The organism is Pseudomonas sp. VS40, from assembly GCF_018587885.1.
Classification (GTDB): Bacteria; Pseudomonadota; Gammaproteobacteria; order Pseudomonadales; family Pseudomonadaceae; genus Aquipseudomonas; species Aquipseudomonas pergaminensis.
The window spans coordinates 153,651-171,754 of record NZ_JAGYWD010000003.1; the positions used below are offsets into that span (position 1 = coordinate 153,651).

Sequence of the window (18,104 nt, forward strand, 5' to 3'; positions counted from 1 at the left end):
AGATACGCCGCCCTGCTAGGCGTGTTGCACAAAAGTGAGACGCACCGCAAAACCAATCAAAAGACTGCCGAATAACCACTGTTGCAGACGCTGCGCCGAGCGATTGCGTGCCAGCCACTGGCCGATGCGCGCGCCGGCCAGGGCGTAGCAACAGTCGAACGCGAAACCGACGGCCACCAGGATCACGCCCAGCAACGCAAACTGCGCTGCCACCGGGCCGGCCTGGGGGTTGATGAATTGCGGCAGCAGTACCGAGCAGAACAGCAGCGCCTTGGGGTTGAGCAGGTTGGTGAGCAAGCCGCGTTGGAATGCTGAACGCCAGGCATGGGCTGCCAGTGGGGTGTTTGCTGTCTCCAGGGATGGCAGCATAGTCGCGCGCAGGCATTGAATACCCAGGCATAACAGATAGGCCGCGCCACCCAGGCGCACGACATCAAAGGTCCACGGCGCCACCTTGAACAAGGTCGCCAACCCCATGCCCGCCAACGCCACATGGCAGGCTCGAGCCAGTCCCAAGCCAATCGCCGTGGTCAGCGCCAACGCCTTGCCCTGGCGCGCTCCGGTCTGCAGCAGCAGGATCATGTCCGGCCCGGGCAACAGATACGCCACCGACAGTGCCACCAGGAATAACCAGAGTTCCGCCATGCCTCACCCCCTTGTGTGTTGGCCAATTCTAGGGCCGAAGGGTGGGGCAGGTGCTTGCGTAGTCAGCCACAAAGGCGTCTATTCTTGGCATAACCTGCCATTTACAACCTTATCGGCCATGCATTTATGCCAAACCTTAAACTCGATGCGTTTGACCGCAAGATTCTTGAAGCCCTGCAACGCGACGGCCGCCTGAGCAATGTGCAACTGGCGGACGAGATCGGGCTGTCTGCTTCACCCTGTCTGCGGCGCGTGCGTCTGCTGGAAGAAGCCGGTGTGATTCGCGGCTACCAGGCCACGCTGGACCGTGACGAAGTCGGCCTGGGGATGATGGTGTTCGTGGGCGTGAAGGTGGAGCGGCATAACGACACCGAGGCCAACGCCTTTCGCGAGGCAGTGACGGCGCTGCCGGAAGTGATCTCGGCGTTCCTGGTGTCGGGGGAGTCGGACTTTCTGTTGCAGGTGGTGGTGCCGGACTTGCGTGGGTACGAACGGTTTGTCACGGGCAGCCTGTTGAAACTGCCGGGGGTGAGGGACATCCGCAGCAACTTCGCGATCCAGACCGTAAAGACCCCAGGCGCATTGCCGCTGGGGCATTTGCCAGGCTAATGACAGTAGGAGCGGCTTGCCGGCGATTAGGCCCGTGAATTTCATGAACGTTCCGGGTCGCCATCGCCGGCAAGCCGGCTCCTACAGGGGCTTGTTCAGGTCCACCAGTAGCGCACGAGGTGGAAGAAGATGGGCGCGGCGAAGCACACTGAATCCAACCGATCCAGCATCCCGCCGTGCCCTTCGATCATATGGCCCCAGTCCTTCACGCCCCGGTCGCGCTTGATCGCAGACATCACGATGCCGCCAGCAAACCCCAGCAGGTTGATCAGCAGCGCAATCAAGAACGACTGCCACGGGTTGAACGGCGTGGTCCACCACAATGCCGCGCCGATCAGCGACGAGAGCAGAATCCCGCCGATAAACCCTTCCACCGTCTTCGAAGGGGACAGGTTGGGCGCGATCTTGTGTTTGCCGAACAGCTTGCCGCACACGTACTGCAGCACGTCGGACAACTGCACCACGATCACCAGGTAGGCAATCAGCAGCAGGTTGCGGCCTTCGTAGCCGGGGATGTCGAGGGTCAGCAGGGCGGGCACGAACGACACGCAGAACACCGCGATCATCAAGCCCCACTGCACCTTCGAGGCACGCTCCAGGAAGTGTGTGCTGTCGCCGCCGAGTGAGGCGAGGATCGGCAGCAGCAGGAACACGTACACCGGGATGAAGATCGAGAACAGGCCGTACCAGTCTGAATAGATCAGCAGGTATTGCAGCGGTAGCGCCAGGTAGAACGCGGCGACCAACGCTGGGTAGTCACTGCGGCGGGTGGGGGTGAGGGTGAGGAATTCGCGCAGGGCGTAGAACGACACCGCGTAGAACAGCAGGATCACCGCGCCGGTGCCGAGCCAGAAGGCGATGCCGATGACCACCACCATCACCCACCAGGCGTTGATGCGCGCGTTGAGGTTGTCGATGACGGCGTTTGGGCTGCCACGGGTGCGCAGTTTGAGGATCAGGCCGATCAGCGAGGCGAGCACCAGGATCGCGCCGATGCCGCCGAACAACATCAGGGTTTGGCTATCCATGTCAGACGTGCTCCGGGGCAAGGGCGAGCAGGGCATCGCGAGTGCGGGCGAGGAAGGCGGTTTTGTCTTCGCCTTCCTCCAATTGCAGCGGCGCGCCGAAGCTGGTGGTGCACAGCAGGGGCAGCGGCAGTACACGGCCCTTGGGCATGACCCGGTTGAGGTTGGCGATCCATACCGGGATCAATTCGGCCTGTGGGTAACTTTTGGCCAGGTGATACAGGCCGCTTTTGAATGGCAGCAGGCCGTCTTCGAGATTGCGCGTGCCTTCGGGGAAGATGATCAGCGAGTCGCCGCCTTCCAGGGCATTGAGCATGGGCTGCAATGGGTTATCCACAGGCTCTTTGCGTTCGCGATCGATCAATACGCCGTTGAATACACGGTTGATGATGTAGCGGCGCAGAGCGCTTTTATTCCAGTAATCGCTGCCGGCCACCGGACGCGTGAATTTACGCAGGTTCTGCGGCAGCGAGGCCCACAGCAACACAAAGTCGCCGTGGCTGCTGTGGTTGGCGAAGTAAATGCGTTGCACCGGCACCGGTGCGCAACCCAGCCACAGGCTGCGCGCTCCGGTGACGGTGCGGGCCATGGAGGTAATCAACGTGGCGACCACGGGTTCGAACATGGGGATTCCTTATCCGGCGAAAGGCAGCCAAGGGCTGGCGAGGATCACGCCCAGGGTCAGCAGCGCTTGTGCGCCGAGCAGCCAGGCTTGTTTGCGCAACAGTTTGAGCGCGCCGCGACGGCGTTCGGGCCAAGGCCGGCCAACGCGCTTGGGCGATTGCAGGCCGAGGGTTTGCAGGGCCTGGTCAAGGTCCGGGGTGCGCTCGATATCACGCGCCAACAGAGCAAACAGGTCGGCGTCGAAGGCCACCCGCAGCGCCCAGTACTTCTGCAGCAAGCCGAGGATAATCATCCACAGGCTGAGCAACAGGCAGATCGTCGAGATGCTCGCCATCAACAACTGGGCCAAGCCGAACAACACACCCGCCACGGTCAGGCCTGTGGATAACTGATCGAGCGAGCGGCCACGGCGTAACAGGCTGGCAACCACTTGGAGTTCCATATCAGCTGGCATGGGGCAAACCCTCCAACGCTTCACGGTGTGCGGGGTGCAGGACCACATCGGCCCGCGCTGTACGAATGATAGTCAGCGCCTGCTCTACCGTCGCGGCGCGCCCAGAGTGCAATAACCAGGCGGCAACGGCGGTAGCACTGCGTGAGTAGCCGAGGGCGCAACACACCAGCAATGGGCCGCTGGCGCGCAGGCGTTCGATGGCGTGGGCGGCCTGCAGGCATTCGTCCGGCGTTGGGGCGATCAGGTCCAGTACGGGGATGCATTGGTAAGCGCGGCCCTGTGGATTAATCGGCAATTCGGCACACAGATCGACGATGGCCTTGAAGGGCGCCTGCTCGTTTGTCGTAGGAATTCGACCGAGCCAGACATTATCCACAACGTGGTCGGGTTGGGGATGCTTGCGTGTCCACAGGCGCGAGTTTATCCACGCGGCTGCCAGGTATGGCGCATACAGCCACCGCGCGGCGGGCGTCAGTTGACCATCGGCGCGTTTCTGGAAACCCGAAGCGCCCAGTACGAAGTAATTGGCCTTGATCAAGGCGAGCGACACCGCCGGCCAAAGTATCCACAGCCAGCCGCCGCCGAGTACCCAGGCAAGAACCCCCAGTAACAAGGCACCCAGGCCATAACGCACGCCCAACCGCCAGCGCTTGGGGTCTTGTGTGAGCCGCGCATTCAACAGTGGGCTCGGATGTTCCACCGGCCACAGCCACACGCATATCCACCCCGCGAGGGCGCCTGTGGGTAAGTCGATAAAGTGATGTTGATAAGTGGTCAGCACCGAAATACCGATCAATGCGAACCAGCCGTGCACCAGCCAACGCCACACGCCTTGGCTATGGCGCTGGTACATGACCCACAGGATCACCAGCAGCGCGATGTGCAGCGACGGCGCCTGGTTGAAAGGCTTGTCGAAGCCTGCCAGCACGGCAAACAGCCAGCCGAAAACGCCATCCAACGCTGGCCGCTCGAAGGTGAAACGCAGCGGCCAGAGCAGGAAACAACTGACCGCGATGACCTGGGCCGACAGTAGCCGCAATGCATGCTGTTTCAACTCATGCCGAGTGTTGGGCAGCAGCAGGGAAAACCCGTAGAGCAGGTCGATGGACCAGTAGGGCACGATGGTCCATGCCCAGAACGGCATATGGGTTTCCCAGCCGAACACCAGCGTGCCGACGTCGCTGCGTTGGCTGGTCACCCACGTGGCAAAGCCGTAAGTACTGAAGAACAGCGGCGCCAACAGCAGCAGCCAGAGGACCGCTGGTTTCAACAAGCCGGGTTCGCGCATGTTCAGATCTTCTGTGCCAGGGACACGGTAAAGATGCCCCACTCATCCACACGTTGGGTGATCTTGCGAAAGCCGGCAGCTTCCACCAGTTGATCCATTTCCGCCTGGCTGCGACGACGCATCACCCAGGCTTGGCCCTGGCGATGGCTGGTCAGCGCCCGGGCGATCAGTTCCAGTTGCGGGTGCCACGGTTGGCCGGTGTAGACCAGGTAGCCACCGGGCTCCAAGGCCTCGGCCAGTCCGGCCAATGAGCCGCCGACCATGCTGTTGTCGGCAAACAGTTCATACAATCCGGACACCACCGCCAGCGTTGGTTTCGGGTCCAGCGCCGCCAGATCCAGGCGGTCGAACGCATCCCCTTTGACGAACTGCGCGATATCCCCAAGGCCTTTCTCGCGGATCAGCGCGCCACCGTCGCGCACGTTGATGTCGCTGTAGTCACGCAGCAGGATCGATTCCGGCAGCGGCGATACACCCTGCAAGGCTTCAAGGATGTAGCGACCGTGGCCGGCAGCGATGTCGACGATGCGCACTTCACGCTGTTCATCCCGCAACTTGGTCATGGCCAGGCGCAGCAGTTCCTCGACGTTCAGCTTGCGTTGGCGAATGCCGCGCCAGCCAATGGAGTTGAGGTAATTGGTGTCGATCATCCGCCCCAGCCCGCCCTTGCCGGTGGGCGTGTTGCGGTACACATAGTCCAGGGTGCTGCCGGAGTCGAAACCGGTGTCGAAGCCCAGTTTCACGCCATCCGACAGGTTTTTGCCCAGGCCCATGCTGGCGCGGGTCAGGCGCCAGTACAGGTCGCGCAGGGAATTGCGCGGCAGCGGCGCGGCGAGGGCTTCGGATTCGGCGCAGGTGGTGCCCAGTTTGTCCGCATCCAACAGCGAGGCGCGGTCCAGCGGGTGTTCGAAGTTCTGCAGGATAAAGCGCCTGGCGCTGTTCACGGCGGTGGCGCGGTCACGTTCGCCGAGGGTGTCGTGGAAGAACCCGGGAAGGATATGCAGCTCTTTTTTCAGGCTGCCAAGGCGGTCGAAGAATTGCTGCTGGGGTTTGCGATGCACCACAAAGTCGGAGCCGGAGACCAGCAGTTGGGTCGGCACCTGGATCGCCTGGGCATCGGCGACTACCCGGTCGGCCGCCTCATACAGGCCCAGCAGCACGTTTACCGAGATTGCCTTGGTGATCAGTGGGTCAGTGTCGTAGGAGGCTACGCGTTCCGGGTCATGGCTGAGGAACTTGGCCTTGACATAGCTGTTGACGAAAAAGTTGCCGCGAAACTTGCGCATCAGCGCCAGGCCCGGCCGCGCGAACGGCACGTAGAGCTTGACCTTGAAGGCCGGGGAGGCGAGCACCAGGGCGCGGATTTTCGGCGCGTAATCGTGTACCCACGTGGCGGCAATGACCGCACCGACGCTTTGGGCGACGACGGCGAAGTTTTCTTCCTCGATGCCATAGGTGGCACCGATGTGGTTGCAAAAGGTCTGCACATCGCGGGCGCTGGTGGCGAAGCTGGGGCTGTCACCGCGCTCGCCAGGGGACTGGCCGTGACCACGGGCGTCCCAGGCGAAGAAGTCGAACTGCGCCAGGTTCAGCTCATCGACCAGGTGGGCGATACGCCCCGAATGCTCATGGCCGCGATGGAACAACACAATCGCTTTGCGCGGCTCGCCGTCTGCCTGGGCGGTGGCTGGCCAGTGCCGGTAGAAAAGCTCGACGCCATCATGGGTGCTGAAGCTGTGCTCTTGCTGTTCGCGCATCGCAAAAATCCTTATGCAATCGGTGAAGTTTCTTGTTGTTCTTTAAGGCCCTGACGCACCCGATTGACCAGGGTGTAGGCAAGCAGGGCCGCGACCAGCCACATCACCGCATCGACCCAACCGGCACTCAGCCAGCCCAGCGCCACGCCGGTGGCCAGCACGCCGAGTACGAAGGCGCGATCACTTTTGCCCATCGGCCCGTCGTAGCGGCGCGACGCACCGACCATGGGCCCCAGCACCCCGGCGTATTCGCTGAATACCGCCAGCAACGCCACCAGCAGCACCGGCGCCAGGCTCACACCGGGGATCAGCGCAAACGGCAGGATCAGCGCACTGTCGGCGATTACATCGCACAGTTCATTGAGGTAAGCGCCCAGGCGCGACTGCTGGCCGAATTCGCGGGCGAGCATGCCGTCGATGGCGTTGAGGGCCATGCGCAGGATCATCCACAACGGGATCAGCGCGAACAGCCACAGGTGTTGGGCAAAGCTGGCGATCAGCAGCCCGACCAGCAGCGAAACCACCCCGGCCAGCACGGTGATCTGGTTGGCGGTGGTGCCATTGTCGTAAAGGCGCTGCACAAGCGGGCGCAGCAAGTTCTGAAAACGCGGTTTGAGCTGATAGATCGAAATCATGGGGGGTGACGCTTCCTTGTCCGTGGACCCGCGAAAAACTGTTCTGGAGTGTGCCGATTAATCGCGGCCTGCACCAGTGATGGCGCGTGTTTCTGGGGGTTTAGTCACGGTCTTGAACACAACGATGTCCCTCTGTGGTGGCTGGCTTGCCTGCGATAGAGCCACCTCGGTTTTTCAGTTACACCGAGGTGGCGCTATCGCAGGCGAGCCAGCTCCCACACAAGACCGCTTCCACAGGGAATTTGGGTGCATCTGAAACTGCTGTTTTTCGAACAAAAATTTCACGCTCCGTGTTATATCGTAACGAATTGTGTACAACTGGGCGTTGAGTGGATGCAAGTGGATCTGGAAGCTGACGGCGCTTCGGTGGAAGGCCTACCGCGTTTTCAACAGGGGCTGTTCCATGCCCGTCGATTGCGCCAGGCCGGTATCAGCCTGACGGTGCTGGCGGTGGCCGGCTGGGTGTTGGCGCTGTTTGTCGCGTTGTTTGCGCCGCTGTCGATCTGGCCTGTGGTGCTGATCAACTGCGCGTCGGCGTTATGGCTGCTGGTCGCCGCTTTGCAGTCGGCCTGGTGGGTGGCGGATTGGCGCGCCCAGGCACTGGAGGCCCCCGCGGTTGACCTGCCGGTTGAAGACGCGGGCCGCTACGCGCGCCTGGTCGAGCGCTTTGGCAAGCAGATCGGTGCGCCGGTGTTATGGCTGGGCGGCTGGTCGCTGCTGGCGCTGATCAGCATTGTCGAATTCTGGAACCTGACATTACCCGCTGCCCCTGTCGGTCAATCGGCAAGCATCGGTGCTGCGCTGGCATTGGCCTTGGCGTTTGGCCTGCTGGTGTTCGAACGTCGCTTGGCTCAGGAAACCGTTGCGCAATGGCCGGAAGCCTCACAACTGGCGCAATTGAGTCGGGTGGCGATTATATGCCTGGTGGTCAGTGCGGTTTGCCTGCTATTTGCCGGTGCGCAGTCGGTGTGGCCGTTGCGCCTGGCGGTGCTGATCGGGTTGCTGCCGGCATTGGTCTCGCTGGAGTTTCTATTGAGGGCTGTGCTGTCGTTGTTCAGCCCACGCCAGCCACGGGTCGAACCTCGGCTGATGGCGCACAGTTTTATCGCCGGGCTGCTTCGATGGCCGCCCCAACCCTTGCTCGCGTTGCAGCATGAGTTGCACAACCGCTTCGGCATCGACCTGCGCCAGATCTGGGCCTTTACCTATATGCGCAGGGCGTTCCTGCCGGTGTTGCTGGTGGTGCTTGCGGTAGGCTGGGCGCTTACCGGTGTGCACGAAGTGCCCCTGCAAGGCCGTGGGATTTATGAGCGCTTTGGTAAACCCGTTGAGGTGTTCGGCCCCGGTTTGCATGTGGGGTTACCGTGGCCGTTGGGCCGTGTCATCGGCGTCGAAAACGGCGTGGTGCATGAGCTGGCCACCAGTGTCAGCGAAGCTGCTGCCCCGGAACTGGCCGCTGCGGAAGGCCCGCCACCGTCGATTGCCAATCGGCTGTGGGACGCCAGCCATGTGAATGACAAATCCCAAGTGATCGCCAGCAGCAGCGGCGACAAGCAGAGCTTCCAGATCGTCAACATGGACGTGCGGTTTGTCTACCGCATCGGCCTTACCGATCAGGCCGCGCTGGCCGCCACCTACAACAGCGCCGATGTACCGACCCTCATCCGCAGCACCGCCAGTCGCATCCTGGTGCACGACTTTGCCTCGCGTACCCTGGATGAATTGCTCGGCGAACAACGCACCTCCCTGGCTGACGAGATCGGGCGCGCCGTGCAGGCGGACCTGCAAACACTCGACAGTGGCGTGGAAATCCTTGCCACCGTGGTCGAGGCGATCCACCCACCGGCCGGTGCCGCCAACGCTTATCACGGCGTGCAAGCTGCGCAGATTGGTGCCCAGGCCCTGATCTCCCGCGAGCGCGGTGCGGCCAGTGAGCAAACCAACCAGGCGTTGCTGCAAGCCAGCACCGCGCGCGATCAGGCCCAGGCCACAGCGCGGGAAGTGAACGCCGGCGCCCAGGCCGCCGACCTGCGTTTCGCCGCCGAACAAAAGGCCTACGCTACGGCCGGCCAGGCCTTCGTGCTGGAGCAATACCTTGGCCAACTCAGCCAGGGCCTGGCCCATGCCAAGTTGCTTATCCTGGATCACCGCCTGGGCGCCGATGGCGCGCCGACGATCGATCTGCGTTCTTTTACCTTGCCGGCCGATCCTTCGGTGCCGCGTAAAGCCGTTCAATAAGGAGTCTGTCTGTTGAGCGCTCATTCTCACGATCATCACCATGGCCATCACCATCACCACCATCATGGTGACGAGCACGCCGCTGGCCCGTTCCCCTGGCGCCGTATGGCCTGGGCGCTGTTGCTGGTATTGTTTGCGGTCGCCGCCGCCAGCCTGGTGCAAGTGCGCTCCGGCGAGGCCACGGTGATTACTCGTTTCGGCAACCCTTCGCGGGTGCTGCTGGAACCCGGCCTGGGCTGGCGTTGGCCGGCGCCGTTCGAAGCGGCGATCCCGGTGGATCTGCGCCTGCGCACCACCTCCAGCGGTTTGCAGGATGTGGGCACCCGCGATGGCCTGCGCATCATCGTGCAGGCCTACGTGGCGTGGCAGGTGCAGGGCGACGCAGACAACGTGCAGCGCTTCATGCGCGCGGTGCAGAACCAGCCGGATGAAGCGGCGCGGCAGATCCGCACCTTCGTGGGTTCGGCGCTGGAAACCACCGCGGCCAGCTTCGACCTGTCGAGCCTGATCAACACCGATGCCAGCCAGGTGCGCATCGCTGACTTCGAAGCGCAGTTGCGCCAGCAGATTGATCAACAATTGCTCACCACCTACGGCGTGCGCGTGGCCCAAGTCGGTATCGAACGGCTGACCTTGCCGTCAGTGACCCTCACCGCCACCGTCGACCGTATGCGCGCCGAGCGCGAAACCATCGCCACCGAGCGCACCGCCGTGGGCAAGCGCGAAGCGGCGCAGATCCGCTCCGCCGCCGAGCGTGATGCGCGCATTGTGCAGGCCGATGCCACGGTGAAAGCCGCCGACATCGAAGCGCAGTCGCGGGTCGAGGCCGCTCAGATCTATGGCCGCGCCTACGCCGGCAATCCGCAGCTGTACAACCTGCTGCGCTCCCTGGATACCTTGGGCACCGTGGTCACGCCAGGCACCAAGATCATCCTGCGCACCGACGCTGCGCCATTCCGCGCCTTGGTCGACGGGCCGAAGGATGTCCAGCCATGACCGAGCGTGACAGCCCGGACAGTCCGTGGATCCAGGCCGGGCGCCTGACGTTCCTGGCGTTGTACGCGGTGACCGTGTTGGCGGCGTTGGCCTGGGCGTTTTCCAATGTGCGCCAGATCGACCCGCAGTACCGCGCGGTGGTTTTGCACTTCGGCGCCCTCGACCGTATCCAGAATGCCGGGCTCTTGCTGGCCTGGCCGCAGCCTTTTGAGCAGGTAGTGCTATTGCCGGCGGCTGACCGTGTGATCGAGCGGCGGGTGGAGAATCTGCTGCGTTCCGACGCGGCGATCCAGGCCGACCGCGTGGCCAGTTTCGCCACGCCGTTGAGTGATGCGCTGGCCGGCTCCGGTTATCTGCTGACCGGCGATGCCGGTGTGGTGCAGTTGGATGTGCGGGTGTTCTACAAAGTCATCGAACCCTATGCCTTTGTGTTGCAGGGCGAGCATGTGCTGCCGGAACTGGATCGCCTGGTCACCCGCAGTGCCGTGGCGCTCACGGCGGCACGGGATCTGGACACGATCCTGGTGGCACGACCTGAATTGATCGGGTCCGATAACGGCGCTGCCGAACGTCGCGAGCGGCTGCGTGGCGACTTGGTGCAAGGCATCAACAAACGCCTGGTGGAGCTGACATCCACAGGGTTGGGATTGGGTATCCAAGTCACCCGCGTGGATGTGCAATCGAGCCTGCCAGGCCCGGCGGTAAACGCGTTCAATGCGGTGCTGACAGCCAGTCAGCAGGCCGATAAAGCCGTTGCCAACGCCCGCACCGCTGCGGAAAAACTCACCCAGACCGCGACCCAGCAGGCCGATCGCCTGGTGCAAGTCGCCCACGCACAGGCCAGCGAACGCCTGGCCAACGCCCAGGCGCAGACGGCCACGGTCGCCAGCCTGGCCCAAGTGAAAGACCCGGGCCTGATGTTGCGCCTCTACCGCGAGCGCCTGCCAAAGATTCTCGGCCAGGCCGGCTCGGTGACCACGGTCGATCCTAAAGACGACGCCCGCTTGATCATCCAGGGAGCCGAACAATGAGCGCACCCATGCTGACGTCCGCCGAGCAGCGCAGCGCTGCCCGGCAATTGACCCTGGCCATGCTCGCATTGGGCTTGCTGGTGTTAGGCCTGGTATGGCGCTGGCTGGCGCCAGACCAGACCGGCGTGAGCCAGTTGCTGCTGGGCGTCGCGTCGCTGTTGGTGGCGGTGCCGGTGATGCGTTCGGCCTGGTACAGCCTGCGATTTCCCAGCCTGCATGGCATCACCGACCAACTGATCGCCTTGGCCATGCTCGGCGCCTGGGCCACGGGTGATCTGCTGACCGCCGCGCTGTTGCCGATCATCATGATCTTTGGGCATGTGCTGGAAGAGCGCAGCGTGATCGGCTCCCAGGAGGCGATTCATGCCCTGGGTAAACTCACGCGCAGTCATGCGCGGTTGGTGCAGGCTGACGGCAGCATCCATGAGGTGGACAACGGCACGCTGAACACCGGCGACATCGTCGAGGTGCGTGCGGGTGATCGGGTACCGGCTGATGGTGTGGTGCTGTCGGGCCAGGCGAGCCTGGACACGGCGCCGATTACCGGTGAGTCGGTGCCGTTGGAAGCCAGCGTGGGCGTGCAGGTGTTTGGTGGGGCGATCAACCTCGACGGCCTGCTGCGCCTGCAAGTGACCCGCACCGGTAACGAATCTACCTTGGGCAAGGTCATTGCGCTGATGCAGAACGCCGAGCGTTCCAAGCCGCCGATCACACGGCTGCTGGAGCGTTATGCCGGCAGCTATATGGTGCTGGTGTTGCTGCTGGCGGCAGTCACCTGGTTTGTGACCAATGACGCCCAGGCGATGCTCGCGGTGTTGGTGGCCGCGTGTCCATGCGCCTTGGTGCTGTCGGCGCCGGCCACCGCCATTGCCGGGATTGCCGTGGCGGCGCGGCATGGAATACTGATTCGCAGCTCGGCGTTCCTCGAAGAGCTGGCGGACCTGACCTCCCTGGTGGTCGACAAGACGGGCACCCTGACCTTCGGTACGTTGCGCCTGCACTCCATCGAAACCACCGAGCCGGACCGGCAGGTGTTGCTGAACCTGGCCGCCAGCTTGGGCTCGGCCAGCAGCCACCCGGTCAGCCGGGCGCTGGCGGGGTTGGCGACCCAGGGACAGCGGCTGGCGTTGACGGATATTCGCGAGCGCCAGGGCCTTGGTGTGGTGGCGCAGACCGATGGGGGCGAAGCGGCCTTGGGCCGGCCGGAGTTGTTCGAACACCTGGGCATCCTCACCACGGTTGTTCCCAATCACGATGGGCCCATCGCCGGGTTGGCGCTGAACGGGCAGTTTCTGGCCTGGCTGTTGCTGGCCGATAGCGTCAAGCCGGAAGCCCGCCAGGCCCTGCAAGAGCTGCGGGACCTTGGCCTCGGTCGCCAACTGCTGCTCACCGGCGACCGCCAGAGTGTGGCTGACAGCCTGGCACTGGACGTCGGCATCAGCGATGTCCAGGCCCAGGCCCTGCCGGAAGACAAGCTCAACCGCGTGCTGGGCGAGATCGGCAGCGGCTTCCGGCCAATGGTGGTGGGGGATGGCATCAACGATTCGCTGGCGCTCAAGGCCGGTGTGGTCGGCGTGGCCATGGGCGCGGGCGGGGCGGATATCGCATTGGCGTCGGCGGATGTGGTGCTGATCGGCAGCGACCTGCGGCGCCTGGGCACCTGTGTGCGTTTGAGCCGCCAGTGCCGGCAGACGTTGCAGGTCAACGTGATCATCGGCCTGGGTTGGACCCTGGCCATTGTCGTGTTTGCCGCGTTTGGCTGGTTGGGTGCCGCTGGCGCCATGATTGCGGCGGTGTTGCATAACCTCAGCACCTTGCTGGTACTGGGGAACGCCGGGCGTTTGCTGCGCTTTCAGGAACCCCTGTTGAAGCTTGAGGAGTAATTTTCAGTTTTTTTTGCGGGTGCTGTAACGCCTGTGGGGGACCTCACTCTAGTGGTGTGTCGAGGCTGAACAATCCGTTCAGAACGGCACCCCTACTGATCGTTGAGGAATACAAAAATGAACATCAAAAAAGCCGTTTCCGGTGCTGCCCTGGCTATCGCTGCTGCCACTATGTTCGCCGGTGTTGCGACCCAGGCGCAGGCCGCCGACGCTAACGTTCATTGCTACGGCGTGACCTCCTGCAAAGGCATGAACGACTGCAAGACCGCTGAAAACGCCTGCAAAGGCCAGGCTGTCTGCAAGGGCCACGGCTTCAAGGCCATGACCAAGGCTGCCTGCGACGCTGCCGGCGGCAAAGTCGGCGAGTAATCGCAAGCCGAGTGCAACCGCAGCGGCTTTCACGCCGCTGCGGACACTTTTCCAGGAGTCCATGATGGCCACGTCTCTTCCCTTCCTGGGTTACGGCCTGGGTTTACGCAACGAATACTACGAACAGATCCTTGAACAATCGCCGCCTGTGGATTGGTTCGAAGTGATCTCCGAGAATTATCTGGTCCAGGGCGGCAAAGCCTTGTACTACCTGGAGGCGATAGCCGAGCGTTATCCCCTGGTGATGCACGGCGTGTCCCTGTCCATCGGCGGGCCCCATGCCCTCGATACCGACTACCTGAAGCAAATCAAACAGCTCGCCGAGCGTATCCAACCGGCGTGGGTGTCCGATCACCTGTGCTGGAGCCGCGGCAGCGCCCACCAGTTGCACGACCTGCTGCCGCTGCCTTACACCGAAGAAAGCCTTTACCACGTGGCGGCCCGCGTGCGCCAAGTGCAGGACGTATTGCAGCGTCCACTGGTGCTGGAAAACGTCTCCAGTTATGTGCGCTCGAAGGCGGACGAATTCACCGAGTGGGAATTCCTCAACGCCCTGGCGCACCTGTCGGGCTGCCAATTGTTGCTCGACGTCAACAATGTGTATGTCAGCTCGCGCAATCATGGCTTTGACGCCTGGACGTTTATCCGCAACCTGCCCCCTGAGAGCATCCGCCAACTGCACCTGGCGGGGCACATGGACTATGGCGACTACGTGGTCGACACCCATGACCATCCGGTGTGTGACCCGGTGTGGGCGCTCTATCAACAGACACTGGAGCACCTGGGTCCGGTGTCGACGCTACTGGAGCGGGACGACCATTTCCCCCCCTTTGAAGCGTTGCTCACAGAGCTGGGCAAGGCTCGCGAACTGGGGGCCATCGCCTTGGCCAGGAGATCGTTATGCGCCTGATCGATTGGCAACTGGCCTTTGAACAGCACCTTTTAGCCGAAACCCCAGTGGCCGACAGTGGCTTCGCCGCCACCCTGCTGGGCGGGCCGACGCTGGACGTGGACACGGGCCTGGCGATTTACCACAACGCCTACCTCGCACGGCTGCGGGAAGTCTTGCGGCATGATTTCAGTGCTGTCCTCTATTGGCTGGGCGATGATGAATTCGCCTCGCTGACCGACGCCTATGTGCGCCGTTACCCATCGGCTCATTACAGCCTGCGGTGGCTGGGCAAGCGTTTCCCGGCGTTCATTCTTGAACACCTGGTGGCGGAACAAAGCGCGCCGCTGGCGGAACTGGCGCGGTTGGAGTGGGCGTTTACACTGGCGTTTGATGCGCCCCAGGGTGAACCGCTGACCCTCCACGACATGGCACACCTGGCGCCTGAAGACTGGCCGGGTTTGCAGGTGACGCTTGCGCCCTCCGTGCAGCAGATACTCTGCCGCTTCAATACGGTGGCACTCTGGCAGGCCAGCAAGGCGAAGTCGCACTTCCCGCCCAGCCAGTCGCTGGACCCGGCGCAGATCTGCCTGGTGTGGCGGCACCAGAATGTGTGCCACTACCGGAGCCTGGAGCCTGCAGAAATCTGCGCCCTGGCGGGCATGGTGACTACCGGCTGGAGTTTTTCAGAACTGTGCGCCGAACTCGCAGTCACTTATGCAGAGGGTGCACCACTGCAAGCCGTCACCTGGCTGAAACAGTGGATCCAGGACGGTTTGCTCGAGCGCCGAGCCCCATAGAAGACCGCTATCAAATCGATAGCCTCCTACTTTGTCTTCGGATGGTCTACCCTCACAGCAGACGTCTGAAACAAGGGGGGATCACTCATGCTCGCGCAACTTCCACCGGCCTTACAGAATCTTCAGCTACCGCTGCGTCTTCGACTCTGGGACGGCCATGAATTCAACTTGGGCCCCGAGCCCAGTGTGACCATCGTGGTGAAGGACCCCACGGTAGTCTCCAAGCTGACCCATCCCACGCTCGATTCACTGGGCGAAGCCTTCGTCGAGGGCAAATTGGAGCTGGAAGGCTCCATCTCCGAGGTCATCCGGGTATGTGACGAATTGAGTCACGCCCTGATCGAAGACGACGAGGGGAGTCGTCCGGTGCGCTCGATCCACGACAAGGCCACTGACGCAGCGGCCATTTCCTACCATTACGACCTGTCCAACGAGTTCTACCAGCTGTGGCTGGACCAAGACATGGCGTACTCCTGCGGTTATTTCGAAACCGGCAGCGAATCAATCGACCAGGCTCAACAAGACAAATTTCGCCACCTGTGCCGCAAGCTGCGGCTGCAGCCGGGCGAGTATTTGCTCGATGTAGGCTGTGGTTGGGGCGGGCTGGCGCGGTTCGCCGCGCGGGAGTTTGGGGTGAAAGTGTTTGGCATCACCTTGAGCAAGGAGCAGTTGGCCCTGGCCCGGGAGCGGGTAAAAGCCGAAGGCCTGGAAGACCAGGTGGACCTGCAACTGCTCGATTACCGAGACCTGCCGCAGGACGGCCGTTTCGACAAAGTGGTGAGCGTGGGGATGTTCGAACACGTCGGCCACGCCAACCTGGCGGAATACTGCAAGACCTTGTTCGGCGCCGTGCGCGAAGGCGGCCTGGTGATGAACCACGGCATTACTGCCAAGCACACCGATGGCCGCCCGGTAGGCCGTGGTGCGGGGGATTTTATCGAACGCTATGTATTCCCCAATGGCGAGCTGCCGCACCTGGCGATGATGACCGCCGAGATCAGTGAAGTCGGGCTGGAAGTGGTCGATGTCGAAAGCCTGCGCCTGCACTACGCGCGCACCCTGGACCATTGGAGCGAGCGCCTGGAAGACAATCTGGAAGCGGCGGCGAAGATGGTGCCGGAGCAAGCGTTGCGCATTTGGCGGCTGTACCTGGCCGGCTGCGCGTATGCGTTTGCGCGGGGCTGGATCAACCTGCACCAGATTCTGGCGGTGAAGCCCCATGCAGATGGCAGCCATGAACTGCCGTGGACGCGGGAAGATATCTACCGCTGATGGTTTGAAACCACGGTAGGAGCCGGTTTGCCGGCTCCTACCGTGGGTAAGGGCCGTGTTAAAGAATCGGTGAAATAAGCCGCGCGACTCGCATGCCCAGTTGTTGAAGGCGGCGGGTTTCGCGGCTTTCTTCCTGGCTGACTTCGTGGGCGAGGGCGAAATCGTCGAGCAGCATCTGCTCGACTTCCTTGGCGAAGGCTTCGTCGACTGTCAGTAACATCACTTCGAAATTCAGCCGGAATGATCGGTTGTCCATGTTCGCACTGCCAATGGCGCTGATTTCTCGGTCTACCAACACCACCTTCTGATGCAGAAACCCTGGCGTATAGCGGAACACCCGCACGCCGGCGCGTACGGCTTCGATCGCGTAAAGGCTGGAGGCGGCGTAGACGATGCGGTGGTCGGGCCGCGACGGCAGCAGCAGGCGTACGTCCACGCCACGCAACACTGCCAGGCGCAGCGCGGCAAACACGGCTTCGTCGGGGACGAAATACGGGCTGGTGATCCACACGCGTTCAGTCGCCGCGTGGATGGCCTCGACGAAAAACAGCGAGCAGGTTTCATACGGGTCGGCCGGGCCGCTGGCGAGCAGTTGGCAGAGCACGCCGTCCTCGGGGTAGGCATCTGGCAGGATCAGCGGCGGCAACTCGCGCGCGGCCCAGAACCAGTCTTCGGCGAACGACTCCTGCAAGCACGCGACCACCGGTCCTGTGACCTGCACATGGGTATCGCGCCACGGTGCCAGCGGCGGCTTCTTGCCCAGGTATTCATCGCCGACGTTATGCCCGCCGACAAACCCGGTGATGCCGTCCACCACCACGATCTTGCGGTGGTTGCGGAAGTTGACCTGGAAGCGATTGAGCCAGCCGCTGCGGGTGGCGAAGGCTTTGACTTTCACACCGGCGTCGCGCAGCGATTGCACATACCGGTGGGGCAGGGCGTGGCTGCCGATACGGTCGTAGAGCACGTGGATGTCCACGCCCTCCGCAGCTTTTTCCTTCAGTAAGGCGTGCAGTTGGCGGCCGAGTTCGTCGTCATGAATGATAAAAAACTGGAACAGCACCGCGGTCTTGGCGTTGCGAATCGCCTCGAAGATCGCGCTGAAGGTGGCTTCGCCATTGATCAACAAGTGCACTTCATTATTGGCCAGGCACGGCATGCGGCCCAGCTTGGGCATGGCGCGCAGTGAGGCGTAGGCGCTGGAGTTGCGCGCGGCCAGGGCTTCTTCGACCCACGGGCGCCAGTTCAGCGCGGCAATGGCGGTGTGCATTTCCTGGTTGGCTTGGCGACGTGCCTGGATGTAGGCGTCAAAGGTGCTGCGGCCAAAGATCAGGTAGGGGATCAGCGTGAGATAGGGCATGAACATCAGCGACAAGGCCCAGGCGATCGAGCCCTGTGCGGTCCTGACGGTCAGCACCGCGTGGATCGCGGCGAGGGTCCCGAGAAAATGCAGCGTGGCAATGAAGTAGGCGAGCAGGTGCGGGCCAAGAAAATCCATGGACGACGGTACTCCAGGCAATCCAGTGCCTAACAGACCATGTTCGGTCGCGAATGTCGCTATTTTATTTGCCGTGCAACACTGGCCGCTT

General features: G+C 62.6%; 17 protein-coding genes. 9 read left to right on the forward strand and 8 right to left on the reverse strand.

What is annotated here, in order from left to right:
• Nucleotides 1-15: 15 nt before the first annotated feature.
• A complete protein-coding gene (locus tag KHP07_RS09845) occupies nt 16-645 on the reverse strand; it encodes a LysE family translocator (protein WP_078050828.1) in 630 nt (209 codons plus the stop codon).
• 126 nt (nt 646-771) lie between these two features.
• On the opposite strand from KHP07_RS09845, the gene KHP07_RS09850 reads away from it, so the two are divergent.
• A complete protein-coding gene (locus KHP07_RS09850; protein ID WP_016978705.1) occupies nt 772-1,254 on the forward strand; it encodes an Lrp/AsnC family transcriptional regulator in 483 nt (160 codons plus the stop codon).
• A 95-nt stretch (nt 1,255-1,349) separates the two neighbouring features.
• Here KHP07_RS09850 and KHP07_RS09855 read toward each other — a convergent pair whose 3' ends face one another.
• From KHP07_RS09855 to KHP07_RS09880, 6 genes are read right to left on the reverse strand one after another with little or no spacing between them, the layout of a single operon-like run.
• Nucleotides 1,350-2,282 (reverse strand): phosphatidate cytidylyltransferase, encoded by a 933-nt coding sequence (locus KHP07_RS09855; protein WP_078050827.1) that lies wholly within the window; start codon nt 2,280-2,282, stop codon nt 1,350-1,352.
• Between the two features lies 1 nt (nt 2,283).
• A complete protein-coding gene (locus KHP07_RS09860) occupies nt 2,284-2,904 on the reverse strand; it encodes a lysophospholipid acyltransferase family protein (protein WP_100491842.1) in 621 nt (206 codons plus the stop codon).
• Nucleotides 2,905-2,913: 9 nt separating this feature from the next.
• A complete protein-coding gene (locus tag KHP07_RS09865; protein WP_078050825.1) occupies nt 2,914-3,357 on the reverse strand; it encodes a hypothetical protein in 444 nt (147 codons plus the stop codon).
• Entirely contained in the window at nt 3,347-4,645 is a 1,299-nt protein-coding gene (locus KHP07_RS09870; RefSeq protein WP_214497126.1) for a phosphatase PAP2/dual specificity phosphatase family protein, read from the reverse strand. Before KHP07_RS09870 ends, KHP07_RS09865 begins: the two co-directional genes overlap by 11 nt.
• A 2-nt stretch (nt 4,646-4,647) precedes the next feature.
• Complete coding sequence (locus tag KHP07_RS09875) at nt 4,648-6,402, reverse strand: bifunctional alpha/beta hydrolase/class I SAM-dependent methyltransferase (RefSeq protein ID WP_100491844.1); 1,755 nt, start codon at nt 6,400-6,402, stop codon at nt 4,648-4,650.
• An 11-nt stretch (nt 6,403-6,413) separates the two neighbouring features.
• The gene (locus KHP07_RS09880) at nt 6,414-7,037 is read right to left on the reverse strand and encodes a CDP-alcohol phosphatidyltransferase family protein (RefSeq protein WP_214497127.1); all 624 of its coding nucleotides are present in this window, start codon (nt 7,035-7,037) and stop codon (nt 6,414-6,416) included.
• A 333-nt stretch (nt 7,038-7,370) separates the two neighbouring features.
• On the opposite strand from KHP07_RS09880, the gene hflK (KHP07_RS09885) reads away from it, so the two are divergent.
• The 8 genes from hflK (KHP07_RS09885) (at nt 7,371) to cfaB (ending at nt 16,515) form a co-directional block, all read left to right on the forward strand.
• On the forward strand, nt 7,371-9,275 hold the full coding sequence (gene hflK, locus KHP07_RS09885; protein WP_214497128.1) for a protease modulator HflK: 1,905 nt from the start codon (nt 7,371-7,373) through the stop codon (nt 9,273-9,275).
• A 9-nt stretch (nt 9,276-9,284) separates the two neighbouring features.
• Nucleotides 9,285-10,271 carry a protease modulator HflC gene (gene hflC / locus KHP07_RS09890; protein WP_177409534.1) on the forward strand — a complete coding sequence of 329 codons (987 nt, stop codon included), beginning with the start codon at nt 9,285-9,287 and terminating at the stop codon, nt 10,269-10,271.
• Nucleotides 10,268-11,302, forward strand: coding sequence for a protease modulator HflK (gene hflK, locus KHP07_RS09895; RefSeq protein ID WP_214497129.1), 1,035 nt, complete (start codon nt 10,268-10,270; stop codon nt 11,300-11,302). Before hflC ends, hflK (KHP07_RS09895) begins: the two co-directional genes overlap by 4 nt.
• Entirely contained in the window at nt 11,299-13,185 is a 1,887-nt protein-coding gene (locus KHP07_RS09900; protein ID WP_099493267.1) for a cation-translocating P-type ATPase, read from the forward strand. The genes hflK (KHP07_RS09895) and KHP07_RS09900 overlap by 4 nt, the downstream gene beginning before the upstream one ends.
• Nucleotides 13,186-13,302: 117 nt before the next feature.
• Nucleotides 13,303-13,554 carry a BufA2 family periplasmic bufferin-type metallophore gene (gene bufA2, locus KHP07_RS09905; protein WP_078050818.1) on the forward strand — a complete coding sequence of 84 codons (252 nt, stop codon included), beginning with the start codon at nt 13,303-13,305 and terminating at the stop codon, nt 13,552-13,554.
• A 64-nt stretch (nt 13,555-13,618) separates the two neighbouring features.
• The gene (bufB, locus tag KHP07_RS09910) at nt 13,619-14,464 is read left to right on the forward strand and encodes an MNIO family bufferin maturase (protein WP_078050817.1); all 846 of its coding nucleotides are present in this window, start codon (nt 13,619-13,621) and stop codon (nt 14,462-14,464) included.
• On the forward strand, nt 14,455-15,243 hold the full coding sequence (locus KHP07_RS09915; protein ID WP_214497130.1) for an HvfC/BufC N-terminal domain-containing protein: 789 nt from the start codon (nt 14,455-14,457) through the stop codon (nt 15,241-15,243). The genes bufB and KHP07_RS09915 overlap by 10 nt, the downstream gene beginning before the upstream one ends.
• A gap of 87 nt (nt 15,244-15,330) precedes the next feature.
• Nucleotides 15,331-16,515, forward strand: coding sequence for a C17 cyclopropane fatty acid synthase CfaB (gene cfaB, locus KHP07_RS09920; protein ID WP_078050815.1), 1,185 nt, complete (start codon nt 15,331-15,333; stop codon nt 16,513-16,515).
• Nucleotides 16,516-16,573: 58 nt separating this feature from the next.
• Here cfaB and cls read toward each other — a convergent pair whose 3' ends face one another.
• Nucleotides 16,574-18,013, reverse strand: coding sequence for a cardiolipin synthase (cls, locus tag KHP07_RS09925; RefSeq protein ID WP_214497131.1), 1,440 nt, complete (start codon nt 18,011-18,013; stop codon nt 16,574-16,576).
• Nucleotides 18,014-18,104: the final 91 nt, after the last annotated feature.